The 13,316-nt window shown below is 72.2% G+C and carries 13 protein-coding genes and 1 pseudogene; 6 read left to right on the forward strand and 8 right to left on the reverse strand.

The annotated features are described in order from the left end of the window. Positions 1-15: 15 nt before the first annotated feature. A complete protein-coding gene (locus tag C2865_RS00065) occupies positions 16-525 on the reverse strand; it encodes a hypothetical protein (RefSeq protein ID WP_157963484.1) in 510 nt (169 codons plus the stop codon). Positions 526-669: 144 nt separating this feature from the next. Between C2865_RS00065 and C2865_RS00070 the strand changes: the two genes are divergently transcribed. Beyond that, entirely contained in the window at positions 670-1,164 is a 495-nt protein-coding gene (locus tag C2865_RS00070) for a MarR family winged helix-turn-helix transcriptional regulator (protein ID WP_106396218.1), read from the forward strand. A gap of 67 nt (positions 1,165-1,231) precedes the next feature. Here C2865_RS00070 and C2865_RS00075 read toward each other — a convergent pair whose 3' ends face one another. Together C2865_RS00075 and C2865_RS00080 are read right to left on the reverse strand one after the other, a co-directional pair. Next, positions 1,232-1,855, reverse strand: coding sequence for a nitroreductase family protein (locus tag C2865_RS00075; RefSeq protein ID WP_232835259.1), 624 nt, complete (start codon positions 1,853-1,855; stop codon positions 1,232-1,234). 25 nt (positions 1,856-1,880) lie between these two features. Further along, a pseudogene (locus C2865_RS00080) lies at positions 1,881-2,881 on the reverse strand (helix-turn-helix transcriptional regulator). 62 nt (positions 2,882-2,943) lie between these two features. On the opposite strand from C2865_RS00080, the gene C2865_RS00085 reads away from it, so the two are divergent. Genes C2865_RS00085 through C2865_RS00100 form a run of 4 tightly spaced genes read left to right on the forward strand, consistent with a single transcriptional unit; the run spans position 2,944 to position 6,759 of the window. Then, the gene (locus C2865_RS00085; RefSeq protein WP_106396219.1) at positions 2,944-4,089 is read left to right on the forward strand and encodes an epoxide hydrolase family protein; all 1,146 of its coding nucleotides are present in this window, start codon (positions 2,944-2,946) and stop codon (positions 4,087-4,089) included. Positions 4,090-4,142: 53 nt separating this feature from the next. Further along, a complete protein-coding gene (locus C2865_RS00090) occupies positions 4,143-5,348 on the forward strand; it encodes a cytochrome P450 (protein WP_198652793.1) in 1,206 nt (401 codons plus the stop codon). Beyond that, complete coding sequence (locus C2865_RS00095) at positions 5,345-5,968, forward strand: TetR/AcrR family transcriptional regulator (RefSeq protein WP_106396221.1); 624 nt, start codon at positions 5,345-5,347, stop codon at positions 5,966-5,968. Before C2865_RS00090 ends, C2865_RS00095 begins: the two co-directional genes overlap by 4 nt. Continuing rightward, a complete protein-coding gene (locus tag C2865_RS00100; RefSeq protein ID WP_106396222.1) occupies positions 5,965-6,759 on the forward strand; it encodes a class I SAM-dependent methyltransferase in 795 nt (264 codons plus the stop codon). Before C2865_RS00095 ends, C2865_RS00100 begins: the two co-directional genes overlap by 4 nt. A 160-nt stretch (positions 6,760-6,919) precedes the next feature. Here the strand turns inward: C2865_RS00100 and C2865_RS00105 are convergent, their stop codons facing one another. The 3 genes from C2865_RS00105 to C2865_RS00115 form a co-directional block, all read right to left on the reverse strand. After that, on the reverse strand, positions 6,920-7,894 hold the full coding sequence (locus C2865_RS00105) for a helix-turn-helix domain-containing protein (RefSeq protein WP_106396223.1): 975 nt from the start codon (positions 7,892-7,894) through the stop codon (positions 6,920-6,922). 17 nt (positions 7,895-7,911) lie between these two features. Next, positions 7,912-8,820: an alpha/beta hydrolase gene (locus C2865_RS00110; RefSeq protein WP_232835406.1), complete on the reverse strand. Its 909-nt coding sequence runs from the start codon at positions 8,818-8,820 to the stop codon at positions 7,912-7,914. A gap of 277 nt (positions 8,821-9,097) precedes the next feature. Further along, positions 9,098-9,784, reverse strand: a complete 687-nt coding sequence (locus C2865_RS00115) for a hypothetical protein (RefSeq protein WP_157963485.1) — start codon at positions 9,782-9,784, stop codon at positions 9,098-9,100. 493 nt (positions 9,785-10,277) lie between these two features. Here C2865_RS00115 and C2865_RS00120 point away from each other — a divergent pair, with 493 nt between their 5' ends. Then, positions 10,278-10,973, forward strand: coding sequence for a DUF429 domain-containing protein (locus C2865_RS00120; protein ID WP_106396226.1), 696 nt, complete (start codon positions 10,278-10,280; stop codon positions 10,971-10,973). A gap of 189 nt (positions 10,974-11,162) precedes the next feature. Here the strand turns inward: C2865_RS00120 and C2865_RS00125 are convergent, their stop codons facing one another. Further along, positions 11,163-11,567 (reverse strand): nuclear transport factor 2 family protein, encoded by a 405-nt coding sequence (locus tag C2865_RS00125; RefSeq protein ID WP_198652794.1) that lies wholly within the window; start codon positions 11,565-11,567, stop codon positions 11,163-11,165. Continuing rightward, complete coding sequence (locus C2865_RS00130; RefSeq protein ID WP_106396227.1) at positions 11,564-13,255, reverse strand: class I adenylate-forming enzyme family protein; 1,692 nt, start codon at positions 13,253-13,255, stop codon at positions 11,564-11,566. The genes C2865_RS00125 and C2865_RS00130 overlap by 4 nt, the downstream gene beginning before the upstream one ends. Positions 13,256-13,316 lie beyond the last annotated feature (61 nt).

A 13,316-nucleotide genomic window follows, 5' to 3' on the forward strand; every position in this document is an offset into this window, starting at 1 on the left:
CTGCCACACGGCCGTTCAGCCGTTGCAGGCGGTCTTGTCGCCGTCGTTGTCGAGCTTCTGCCGGTCGGTACCCACGACCTTGATGGCCGTGGTGAAACCGTTGAGCTCGAGCCACAGGCACTTGTCGTCGTACGCGGTGATGCCGTCGGGGAACGTCCACGGGACGCACTGCGTCGCCTCGCCGTAGTTGCGGTCGCAGCCGCCCCAGTCCTTCGGCGCGCCCGCGTCCTGCGGGGCCCCCTCGGGGGCGGCCTCCGGGATCTTCCGCTCCCTGAGGGCGGTCGCCTGCGGGGTGACCTCGGGCTTCTCGACGGGCGTGCTGTCCGGCGGGACCGGCTCGGCCGCCACGTCCTGCGGCGACGACTCGTCCGCGGGCTGCGCCAGGGAGGTGTCGTCGGCGGCGGCGTCACGCACCGTGGCGCCCTTCTCCCCGCCGGTCAGAAAGACCCCCGCGACCACGGCCACGACGGCCACGACCGCGGCGAGCACCCCCCATACGGCCCTGCGGCCACCCGGTAGCGACATGTGCGGACCCCCCGTCCTCTTCGCCGGGATGCGTCGCCGCGTCCCGTTCACGTCGTCGCACGAAGCTACCAACGACGTTTGCACAGTGCAAGGATTGCATGATGCAAAATACCGACCGGCGCGAAGGACGGTACAAAAGGGGGCATGAACCATGCGCGGGTCGAGGCACCGAACGGCGACGACATCGAAGCCGTGACCACGGCCCTGCTGACGGCCTCCCGCCTCCTCGTCGCGATCTCGGCGCGCTCGCTCGGCGCGGTCGGGGAAGGGGTCACCCTCGCCCAGTTCCGGATGCTGACCAGTCTGTCCGTGCAGGGTCCGATGAAGTTGTCGACGCTGGCGGACCTGCTGGGCGTCAACCCCTCCACCGCGCTGCGGATGGCCGAGCGCCTCGTCCTCGCCAGGCTGATCACCCGCAAGGTCAACCCGCAGAACCGCCGCGAGATCATCCTCGGCCTCGCCCCCGCGGGCCGCAGGGTCGTCGCGGACGTGACGGCCCGCCGCCGCGACGAGATCTCCCAGGTCGTCGCCCGTCTCGCCCCGGACCAGCGCACCTCCCTCGTCCAGGCGCTCGCCGCGTTCACCGAGGCCGGCGGCGACCTCCCGGCCACGGTAACCCAGCCCATCTTCTTCACCTGACGGTACGCGGCGAACGGCCCGGAGCCCTCGACGGCCGGTACCGGGCGGCGCGGGCTCCGGGCGTGCCCTACCAGGTGTCCCAGTGGATGACGGAGTCCGGAGAGGGCCGCTCGGCCGGGCGGAAGTCGGTGCCCTTGGTGTGGGCGAGCGGGGTCAGGACGGCCTGGGCGACGGTGTCGTAGGGGATGCCGAGGAGGTCGGCGACCTCGCGCTCGCGGGCCAGGTGCATGGACGTCCAGGCGGTGCCGAGCCCCCGTGCGCGGGCGGCGAGCATGAAGCTCCACATCGCCGGGAGGATGTTGCCGAGCGCCGCCTTGGCCGACGCGCGGTCGGGGCCCTCGGTGCAGCCGATCACCAGGACGGGGGCGTCGCCCATGTGCTCGCCGAGGTGGTCGGCGGAGCTCGCCACGCGGGACTGGGCGTCGCCGGACCGGGCGCCCGCGTAGTGCGGGGAGGCCTTGTAACCGGCGTAGACCTCGCGGTACACGTCGCCGATGGCGCGGCGCTTCTCCGCGTCGCGGACCACGACGAAGCGCATGGTCACCACGTTGGAGCCCGAGGGCGCCTGCAGCGCCATCGCGACGCACTCGCGGATCGCGTCCTCGGAGACGGCGCGGGTGAAGTCGAGGCGTTTGCGCACGGCGCGGGTGGTGGACAGGAGTTGGTCCGGGTTCAGATCGAGCAGCGTCATACCCGTGATCATAAATTTCGGCCGGTCAAGGCTCGATCGCCTGGAGGTAGCGCTTTCCGAGGCCCGCCAGGTGGGCGACGAGCCCGGGAGGCCCGGTGACCTTGAAGTCGAGGCCGAGCATGCCGATGTAGACGGCGATGACCTCCAGGCTGTCGGCGCCCGTGACCAGGACGCAGCGGTGCTCGTCGACGGACTCGACCACCCCCACGGTGGCGTTGATGCGGGAGAGGACCTCCTCGGCGGAGGCCAGGACGGTGATGCGGGCGTGGACCTTCCAGCCGGTGAAGGCCACGTCGCGCAGGACGAAGGCCGTGTAGTCGAGGCCGGGCAGCGGGGTCGGGGCGAACCGGCGTCGGGTCGGCGCCAGCGGGGTGATCCAGTCGGCCCGGTGGGTGGACCAGGCGCCGGACTGCGGGTCGCGCCCCACGAGGTACCAGCGGCGCCGCCAGTTGACCAGGCGGTAGGGCTCGACGAGTTTGCGGCCGTCCGGCGCGGCCGGCGTGGCGGGGGGCTCGCGGCGGCCCCGGGCCCGGCCGCGTAGTCGAAGCGGAACCATTCGCGGTCGCGGATCGCCGCCGCGATCCGGCTCAGGACCTCGGCGTCGATCTCGGGGTCCTCGACGTTGGAGTCGAGGTTCTCCGGCGCCCGGGAGGTGGACTCGTGGATCGCGGCCACCTGGCGGTGCAGCCGGTGGGGAAGCACCTGCTCCAGCTTGGCCAGGGCGCGCGCGCTGCTCTCCTCGATGCCGCTGACGCCGGTGCCGGCCCGCAGCCCGATCGCGACGGCGACGGCCTCCTCGTCGTCGAGCAGCAGCGGCGGCAGTTTCGCGCCGGGCCCGAGCCGGTAGGCGCCGGCCGCGCCGCGCGTGGCCTCCACGGGATAGCCGAGCTCCCGCAGGCGCTCGATGTCGTTGCGGATCGTGCGGGTGCTCACTCCCAGGCGTTCGGCCAGCTCAGGACCCGGCCACTCCGGTCGTGACTGCAGGAGGGAGAGGAGGGCGAGCAAGCGCGAAGAAGTCTCCAACATTCTCCGGATTATGGCCTCCATTGCGGAATCTGATCTTCCTATATGGCTCCTACCTTGAGGCCATGACGAAGACGCAGCGCACCGACATCCGCCCCTTCCACGTCGAGATCCCCCAGGCCGAGCTCGAGGACCTCGACCGCCGGCTCGCCGCCACCCGGCTGCCCCGCCCCGCGGCGGACGACGACTGGACGCTCGGCACCCCGAACGCCTACCTGGACGAGACCGTCGAGTACTGGCGGAAGTCGTTCGACTGGCGGAGGCAGGAGAAGCGGATGAACGAGTTCCCGCACTACCTGACCGACATCGACGGGCAGAACGTGCACTTCATCCACGTGCCGTCCGCCGAGCCGGACGCGACCCCGCTGCTGCTCGTCCACACCTACCCCGGCTCGTTCATCGACTTCCTCGACATGATCGGCCCGCTGACCGACCCCGTCGCGCACGGCGGCAGGGCCGAGGACGCGTTCTCCGTGGTCGTCCCCTCGATCCCCGGCTTCGGTTTCAGCACCCCGCTCGAAGGCGGCGGCTGGACGATGGCCAGGGTGGCCCGCACCTTCGACACGCTCATGCGCCGGCTCGGCTACGACTCCTACGGCTCGCACGGCAGCGACGCGGGCACCCTGGTCTCCCGCGAGCTGGGGCTGCTGAGCCCGCCCGGATACCTCGGGATGCACGTGCTGCAGCTGTTCTCGTTCCCCTCCGGCGACCCGGCCGAGTTCGAGGGCTTCGGGCCCGAGGAGTACGCGTCCCTGGAGCACATGCAGTGGTTCCAGTCGGTCGGCGGCTACAACGCGATCAACGCGTCCCGTCCGCAGACCGTCGCCGTCGGGATCGCCGACTCGCCGGTCGGCCAGCTCGCCTGGAGCGAGCTGTTCAACTCCTTCGGCAACGGCACGAGCCTGGTGACCCGCGACCAGATCCTCACCCAGGTCTGCCTCTACTGGTTCACCAACACCCAGGCCACGGCCGGCCGGTACCACTACGCGGAGGCGCACTCGGGCGCGGAGCCCGCCCTCAACAACGCGCCGACCGGGGTCGCGGTCTTCGCGGACGACTTCAAGACCATCCGCAGCCTGGCCGAGCGCGACAACACCAACATCGTGCACTGGAGCAAGTTCCCGACCGGCGGCCACTTCGCCGCCATGGAGCGCCCCGACGAGGTGGTCGGCGACATCCGCGCCTTCTTCGCGGCACTGCGGAACGGCTGAACCCGCGGCCCCGCCCTGTTGACATGAAAGCTGATATGTCTCATATTCGCGACATGGAGACTGAAGTGTTCCAGGGCTACGAGCCTTTGTCAGGGGAGTCGTGGCGCGACCCGTTCGGCATGTACGCCGCTCTGCGCGACCACGACCCCCTGCACCACGTCGAGCGGGGCGACTACTGGGTGCTGTCCCGGTTCGCCGACGTGTGGGAGGCCGCCCGGGACACCGCGACGTTCTCCTCCGCCGAGGGGCTGACCTTCACCTACGGCGAGCGGGAGCGGATCGGGCTCGGCGAGGCCGCGCCGATGGTGATGCTGGACCCGCCCGAGCACACCGACTTCCGCAGGCTCGTCAGCCGCGGTTTCACCCCCCGCCGGGTCTCCTCGATCGAACCGGCGGTGCGGGCGTTCGTGCGCGAGCGGCTGGACCGCCTCGCCGCGCACGGCCCGGCCGACGCCGACATCGTCGCCGAGCTGTTCAAGCCGCTGCCGAGCTTCGTCGTCGCCCACTACCTGGGCGTCCCCGAGGAGGACAGGTCCAGGTTCGACCGGTGGACCGAGGAGATCGTGGCCGCCAACGCCTACGGCGACGCGCTGTCGGCCGGGCAGGCCGTGGCGGAGCTGTTCGGCTACTTCGGGGAGCTCATCGAGCGCAGGCGCGCCGAGCCCGGCGACGACCTGATCTCGGCGCTGAACGCCGTCTTCGACGACGCGGACCCGCTGGGCCCGCTGCGCATCCTCGGCTTCGCGTTCACCATGGTCGCCGGAGGCAACGACACCACGACCGGCCTGCTCAGCGCCGGATGCGGGCTGCTCGCCGCGCACCCCGACCAGCGCAGGGCGCTGGTGGACGACCCCTCCCTCATTCCCGACGCCATCGACGAACTGCTCCGGCTGACCAGCCCCGTCCAGGGGCTGGCCCGCACCGCCACCCGGGACGTGGAGCTGCACGGCAAGGTCCTGCCCGCCGGACGCAAGGTGCTCCTGCTGTACGGCTCGGCCAACCGGGACCCGCGGGAGTTCGGCCACGACGCCGACGCGCTCGACCTCACCCGCAGGCCGCGCCACACCCTGGGGTTCGGCCACGGCGCCCACCACTGCCTGGGCGCGTCGGCCGCCCGGCTCCAGGCCGGGATCGCCCTGGAGGAGCTCCTCGCCCGCCACCCGCACTTCGAGGTGGACACCGACCGCGGCGAGTTCGCCCCCGGCCACTTCGTCCGCCGCTTCCAGTCCCTGCCGTTCCGTCCCGGGCCCGCGGCATGAGCCGGCCCTGGATGCGGGAGGAGCGCGTCGGCCTGGCCGCCGGGCGCATCCTCGACGCCGCCGGGGAGGTCTTCGCCGAGCGCGGTGTCGGAGCCACCGAGATGAGCCACATCGCGCAGGCCGCCGGATGCTCGCGGGCCACGCTCTACCGCTACTTCGAGAACCGGCACGCCCTGCAGGTGGCGTACATGCACCGCCAGACCCACCGCGTCGTGGAGGGCGTCGCCCGCCGCCTCCAGCACCTCACCGACCCCCGCGAACGCCTGGCGGAGGCGATCCGGTCGGCCCTCGCCGCGGTGCGGGAGAGCCCGGTCCTGGCGTCCTGGTTCACCGCCGCGGACGGCGCGCGCACCGCCGGACTCGTCGAGGCCTCCGCCGTCCTCCAGGGCCTGTGCGCCGCCTTCCTCGGCGACCCGGACGACCCCGCCGTCCGCGAGCGCGCCCGCTGGCTGCTGCGGATCATCGTGTCCCTGCTGGCCAACCCCGGCCGGGACGCGGCCGACGAACGCATGATGATCGAACGTTTCGTCCTTCCCGTCCTCCTCGACGGGCCGGAGACGGCGCCGCCTCGCCCGGAGGCGCCCGCCGGGGCCGGACGGATGCGAAGATCGTTGGCATGAGCGCATCTGAGGGCAAGGCTTCCGTCATCGGGGTTTTCGGCCGGTCTGCGGCGGACTACGAGCAGGTCGGGGTGGAGTTCTTCACGCCGATGGGCCGGGCGCTGGTGGAGCGGGCCGGGGTGGGAGAGGGCGCGCGCGTCCTGGACGTCGGGTGCGGGCGCGGGCATGTGCTGCTCCCTGCCGCCGAGGCGGCGGGACCGTCCGGGACCGCCGTGGGGATCGACCTCGCCGAGGAGATGGTCGCGCTGACGGCCTCGGCCGCGGCCCACCTGCCCTGGGTGACCGTGTCCGTCGGAGACGCCGCCGCCCCCGACTTCCCCGACGGCTCGTTCGACACCGTGCTCGCCGGGCTCGTCATCTTCTTCCTGCCCTCCCCCGAGGACGCCCTGACCGCCTACCGGCGCGTCCTGCGCCCCGGCGGGCGGCTGGCCTTCAGCACCTTCGGCGCCCAGGACCCGGTCTTCGAGTCCGTCGTGAAGACCCTGGCCTCCTTCGCCCCGCCCGCCGAAGGCGAACGCCCCCTCGACCGTTTCCGCGACCCCGCCTCGATCACCGGCCTCCTCGCCGGCTGGTCCGGCGTCGAGATCACCGAGCACGTCATCGAGTCCCGCTTCTCCGACAGGTCCGTCTTCTGGGAGTGGCTCTGGTCCCACGGCATCCGCGCCCTGCTGGAGCAGATCCCCGGGTCCCGCCTCGACGAGGCCCGCGACGCCGCCTTCGCCGTCCTCCCCGAAGCTCCCTTCTCCCTGCACACCACCCTCCGCGTCACCACCGCCACGGCGCGGGCGTGAGGATCAGCGGAACAGGACGAAGTAGAGGATCGCCGTGGCGATCACGCTGATGAGGATCGAACCCAGACATCCCAGGCGGCTTGAGAAGAAGAAGAACATGTCCCTGCCCTACCCAGGGCACCGCTCCGTGCCGCACGGAAGTGGCCGATCTCTCGCCGGGTCAGGGGTTGCGGTGGAGGCGGCGGGCGATCAGCGCCAGGTGGAGGCGGAGACGCCCCGCAGGGGTGCGGACGTCCCAGCCGAGGAGGCGGGAGGCCTGGGCCAGCCGGGTCTGCAGGGTGGAGTGGTGGACGGTGAGGGCGGTCGCCGCGGCACGGAGGCTGGAGGCGGCGGCGACGGTGTCCAGGGTCCGCAGCATCCAGGGCGCGGAAGCCGCGGCGCGGTCCAGGGCGCGGGTGTCGGGATCGGCCGGGGCGCCCGGGTGGATGTGAGCGGCCAGGACGGCCAGCGGGCCCAGCTCTCCGGCGTGGAGGACGCGCGGCCCCGGATCCTGCTCGGTGCCTTCGGCGGTCAGGCGGAGGGCGGTGCGCGCCGCCTCCCATGAGGAGGGCAGGTCGAGGACGTTCACCGCCGGGCCGACTCCGGCGCGGCGGTCCTGCGGGACGTCCGCCTGCGCCGGCCGGACGAGCGGCGGCCGGTCCGGGAAGGCGATGGCGCGGGCGGGTTCGTCGGGGTTCAGACCGAGGCGGCGGGCCGCCCACAGGCGTTCGTTCTCCGAGGTCCGGGCGTCCAGGAGGATCTCGGCCGGCTCCCGGACACGGGTACGGGTGCGTTCCAGGACGGTGCGGGCCGCGGCGGCGGCGCGTTCGAGGATCATCCGGTCCAGCTCCGCGGGGCCCGAAGGGCGTTCCAGCAGCACGCGGGCCGGCCCGCCGGGGACGATCTCCTCGGCGGGCCAGTGCGGGGCGGCGGGCTCAGGCGAGTCGGAGGTGCTCCCGTCCGGCGTCGCCCGCACCCGCAGGCGGCGCTCGTCGTCGACCAGCCGTGCGGGGCACCTCGCCAGGAAGGCCGCGCCCCGCACGATCGCCTCCAGGCCCGCCCGCTGCGCCACGAGGGCGTCGAAGTAGGCGATCACCTGGACCGCGGCGCCCGCCTGGGGATCCAGTGCGGTCAACCGGCCGACGAGCTCTCTCACCACTCCATCATCGCGCGTCAGGAGGCCAGGACGCGGCGCAGCCAGCGGAGGCGCGCCTCCCTGGCCTCGACGGAGATCGCTGCGTGCGGGGCCAGCATGTCGAACCCGTGGCAGCCGCCCGGCCAGACGTGGAGTTCGGCGACGCCGCCCGCCTGCCAGATCCGGGTGGCGTAGGCGACGTCCTCGTCCCGGAACGTCTCGGCCGAGCCGACGTCGACGAACGCCGGGGGCAGGCCGGACAGGTCGGCGGCACGGGCGGGAGCGGCGTACGGGGAGACGTCGGGGCCGCCGCGGGCGTCGCCCAGCAGGGCCGTCCAGCCGGTGTCGTTGCAGGTGCGGTCCCAGATGCCGAGCCCGGCCATCTGGATCGACGAGGGCGTGTCGTTGCGGTCGTCGAGCATCGGGCAGATCAGCATCTGCCCGGCCAGCGCGGGCCCCCCGCGGTCGCGGGCCAGCAGGGACACCGCGGCCGCCAGGCCGCCGCCCGCGCTGGTGCCGGCGACGACGACGCGTCCGAGGTCGAGCCCCAGCTCGCCGGCGTGCTCGACCGTCCAGAGCAGACCGGCGTAGCAGTCCTCGACGGGCGCGGGGTGCGGGTGCTCCGGAGCCAGGCGGTACTCCACCGAGACCAGGGTCATCCCCAGGTCCAGGGCGAGGTCCAGCAGGTCGTCCGCACCGTGCCGGTTGGTGCCCATCACCATGCCGCCGCCGTGGATGTAGTAGATCACCCCCGTGGGCCCGGCCGCCCCGGTCGGCCGGCAGATCAGCAGCGGCACCTCGGGCGCGCCCTGCGGCCCCGGCACCGCGCGCTCCTGGACGGCGAACGCGCCGTCCCGGGTGAACTCCTCGGCCGGCCTGGACCGCACCTCGGCGGCGGCCGCCCGGTACAGCGGGATGCGTTCCGGGGTGAGCCCGTCCGGAGGCATGGTCTCGTGCACGACCGCCAGCGTGGCGGCCACGGTCGGGTCGAAGGGGGGCGGCGGGCCCACCCGGCTCTGCTGCGTCACGGCGCTCTCCTCCGGTGTCCACGCGGCCCTGCCTGCGACCGCGAGCACCATTGTGAAGTCGCACGTGACCCGCGTGGCCCGGCAAACGGCGGACGCTCTCCGCCGATCCGGCGGTCCTGCGGCCCGGGAGCCCGGCTCCGCGCGGACCGGCCCGACACGGGAGGGACCGGAGGCGCGCGGAGCCGGGAAGGCCGCGTCAGCCGACCTTGTACAGGGTGTCCTTGACGACCTTGTCCGCCGCGACGCCTTCCTCGGCGGTGGCGTCCTTCGCGGCGCCGTCCTTGGCGGTGGCGTCCTTCGCCGCGGTGTCCTTCGTCGTGCCGTCCGCGGCGGTGGTGTCCTTGGCCGCGCCGTCCTTGGCGGTGGCGTCCTTCGTCGTGTCGCCCGTCGTGCCCTTCGCCGCCTCGATGTCGAAGAGGTGCACGTCGTGGTCGTAGTTCCCGTAGGGGGTGACCGCCTTGATCTGCACCCAGACCTGCTTCTCCCCCTTGAGGTACAGCCGGGCGTCGCCCTTGGCCACGCTGAGGTCGAACGGCAGCGCGACCCCCTCCTTCAGGGTCCCCGACGCCTCGCCCAGCGAGGCCGGCCCCGACAGCGGCACCTGCATCGCCCCCGTCACCTCGGCGTTCAGGTTGCCGGGCGTGATCCCGCCCCGCACCTGCCAGACCTCGAAGTGGTACTCGAAGTTCTCCTTGCCCCCGACGCTCTTGCGGGTCAGCATCCCCCCGTTCTGCACCCTCGTGACGGCCCCGCCGCCCGGCGGCTCCTTCACCGCGACCCGAGTCCCCTTCTCGGCGGCCGCGTACGCGGCCGCCGGCACGGCCCCCACCCCCAGCGGGACGACGACGGCCAGAACACCTGCGAAACGGCGAGTACGAAGCACGAGCTCCCTTTCCCGAAGTCACAAAGGTCTTGGTCCCGACGCCCCCTACCCAGCGTGATCGTCCCGCTACCACACCCGAACGCCAAGACCGGGCAAAGGAGGGCCCTCCCGCGGGCGAGTCGACGGAAAAATCCCTACACATCACAACGCCGAAGACGCGGAGAGGCACCACGGGCGGGGCTCTCCTACCAGGAGGGTGCGCGGCCGGATATGCGGCGGACTTCGGCATTTTGCTGGAGGACAGGCCATCGGTCGACAAACTCTGCTGTAACCGATTTGTGATTGACAGTAGCGTGATCGGGTGGTGACGTTGAGGTCCGATCCGATATGACCCGGCGGAAGGACTCCGGCGGGCGCATACGGAGTGTGAATCCCGCCCGGGTGGTCCCAGTGATAAGTGACATAAATTTTCGTAGTCCGTCCGTTATGGCGGTGAGATGATCCCGGAGGTTCTACAGTCGTCTTCGACGTGAAAGAAACCGGGGAGAAGTGCATGAACAAGCCGCGGGTCCTGGGCGTGGACGCCTGCCGCAGGGGGTGGGTGGGCATCGCGGTGGAGTGGGACGGGGGCCTGACGGCCTACCACGCCCCGGAGATCGACCAGCTGGTCGACCAGGTCGAGCGGGACGGCAAGGTCGACATGGTGGCGGTGGACATGCCGATCGGGCTGGCCGACGCCGGGCGGCGGCAGGCCGACGTGCTCGCGCGCAAGGAGGCCGGGCCCCAGTGGTGCTCGGTGTTCATCATGCCGGTGCGCGAGGCGCTGGAGAGCACGGACATCTCCACGGCGAAGGAGACCAACCTCCGCCTGGCCGGCGAGGGCTTCACCCACCAGGCGTTCTCCCTCAGGCCCAAGATCCTCCAGGTGGACCGCTGGGTGCGCGAGACCCACCTCCCGGTCGTCGAGGTGCGTCCCGAGGTCAGCTTCGCGGCGCTGGCCGGCGAGCACCTGCGCTCCCGCAAGTCGTCCTGGTCCGGCGCCCACCACCGCCGCGAGCTGCTCGCCCGCGCCGGCATCATGCTCCCCAACGAGCTCGGCGATCCCGGGCTGAAGGCCGACGTCAACGACATGCTCGACGCCGCGGCCGCGGCCTGGACCGCCCGCCGCGTCTCCCGGGGCGAGGCCCGCCCCCTTCCCGACCCTCCGGAGACCTTCAGCGACGGCCTCCCCTGCGCCATCTGGATCTGAGAAATTCGCACCCGTGAGGAGAATTAACCGGGTGCCATGACCAACCCATGACGTGAGGTCAGATTCCCTGGCATAAACGAGAAGGCTTCTTTACTCTTCGAAGTCGTCCGGGTATCGAAAACCCGGATGAACCCGGATGGTCTCCGGCTCCGGAAGGGCGGGGAGGCCCGGTGAAGGCCTCCCCGCGGGTCAGGCGGCGTCGAAGTCGGTGACGGGGGTGCGGCCGAAGCCGGCGAGAAGGGTTGCCCGGTCGTAGTACTCCAGCCATTCGGTCACCAGACCGTCCTGCAGGGTGAGGACGCCCACCACGGGGACCTCGGTGCGGCCGTGGGAGTTGTCGAAGACGTCGCGGCGTTCGAGGAAGACGCGGCCGTCGATGACGCCCATGGCCCGGATCCGGAGGTCCAGGTGGGTGAGGCCCTCGGCGAGGAGGGCCAGGCGGGAGCGGATGGCGGCACGGCCGTGCAGGGGCGCCTGCATGACGCTGTGGAGGACGCCGTCGGGGGCGAAGAGGGAGACGATCCCGTCCCAGTCGCGGGCGTTCCAGGCGCCGACCATCTCCCGGACGGTGCGGAGCTTCTCTTCGTCGGTCACTGGAGCTCCCTGCGCAGGTCGCGTTTGAGGATCTTGCCGATGGGGTTGCGGGGCAGGGCGGGGCGGAGTTCGAGGCGTTCGGGGAGCTTGAAGGACGCGATGCGCTGGTCGCGCAGGTGGGAGACGAGCTCGTCCAGGGTGGGGGTGGCGCCTTCCGCGGGGACGACGACGGCGCAGACCTTCTCGCCGAGGACGTCGTCGGGGTAGCCGACGACGGCGACCTCGGCGACGGACGGGTGCCCGGCCAGGAGGCCCTCCAGCTCGGCGGGGGCGATGTTCATGCCGCCGCGGATGATGAGGTCCTTGGCTCGGTCGACGTAGTGCAGGAAGCGTCCGTCCTCGCCGGCGATCTCGAAGACGTCACCGGTGCGCAGGTAGCCCTCCTCGTCGAACGGGGTGGGCAGGTCGGCGCCGTTCAGGTAACCGGGGAAGATCGTCGGCCCCTTGATGCGCAGTTCGCCCGGCACGCCGGGCTCCGTCACCTCCTTGCCGGAGACGGGGTCGACCAGGCGCACGTCGACCCATTCGGCGACGCGGGACGTCCACTTCACGCCGGGGACGCCGTACCGGGGGAAGTAGCGGGCGCGCTGCTCGGGGTCGGGCACGTCCTGCGGGTCGGTGAGGAGCGCGATGCCCTCGTTGGAGCCGAAGAAGTTGATGACGCCGATGCCGTGCCGCTCCTGCCAGCCACGCACCATCGCGGGCGGCAGCGGCGCCGAGCCGGAGCCGATGATGCGCAACGAGCTGAGGTCGGCGGCGGCGAGGATCTCGGGGCGGGCGAGCAGCAGGCTCAGCAGGGCGGGAGGCGCGACGGTGTACGTCGCCTTCTCCATGGCGATCTGCTTCAGGAACGTCGGCAGGTCGAACGGGTGGTGCTGGACGAACACTCCCCCGACGCGCAGCCACGGCAGGAACATGCCGTTGATGCCGGCCATGTTCACCATCGGGAACGGGTTGAGCAGCACGTCCTCGGAGGTCAGCTGCGGCGCGTCCACGGTCGCCCAGCTCATGGCGAGCCAGTCGTAGTGGGTGCGCGGCACGCCCTTCGGGGTGCTCTCGGTGCCGGACGTCCAGCAGATCGTCACGCAGTCGTTCGGGTCGGCCGGGTGCTCGGCGGCGTAGGCCTCGACGCGTTCCCGCGCCCCCGGGGCGAAGGCGATGGGCACGACGCCGTCCGGCAGGGACGCCCCGTACGCGAAGACCGTCCGCAGGCCGGGCAGCGAGGAGCGCACGTCGCAGATCTCCTGGACGGGTGAGCGGTCCCCGAGGCGGTCCACCGTCAGGTAGGCGTTGAAGCCCGCGAGCCGCCCGAGCTCGCCGATCTCGTGCTCCCGGTACTGCGCGGGCAGCGGCGAGACCACGGCCCCGATCCGCCAGCACGCGAGGTAGGCGGCGACGAGCTCGACGGTGTTGGGCATCTGCAGCCCCACCACGTCGCCCTCGCCGACGCCGTGTGTCAGCAGGAGGTCGGCGAGCCCGTCGACCTCCGCGTCGAGTTCTCGCCAGGTCAGCCGGCGGGGTTGCTCGCCGGTCAGGTCGGCCTTGTTGGCGGGGTCGACGGCCGCGAGCCGGTCGGGATCGGCCGCCACCCGCGCGCGGAACAGCCCGTCCATGGTCTCGTCGCTCCACCAGCCCGCGGCCTTGTACTCGGCGACGCGTTCGGCGGGGTGCAGTCCTCGGTGACCCATCGCGTTGTCCTCTCCTCGTTCCCAGAGATCAGGGGCGGGCCGGCGCGCCGACCCGCCGGGA

Source organism: Actinocorallia populi (genome assembly GCF_002995495.1).
Classification (GTDB): domain Bacteria; phylum Actinomycetota; class Actinomycetes; order Streptosporangiales; family Streptosporangiaceae; genus Actinocorallia; species Actinocorallia populi.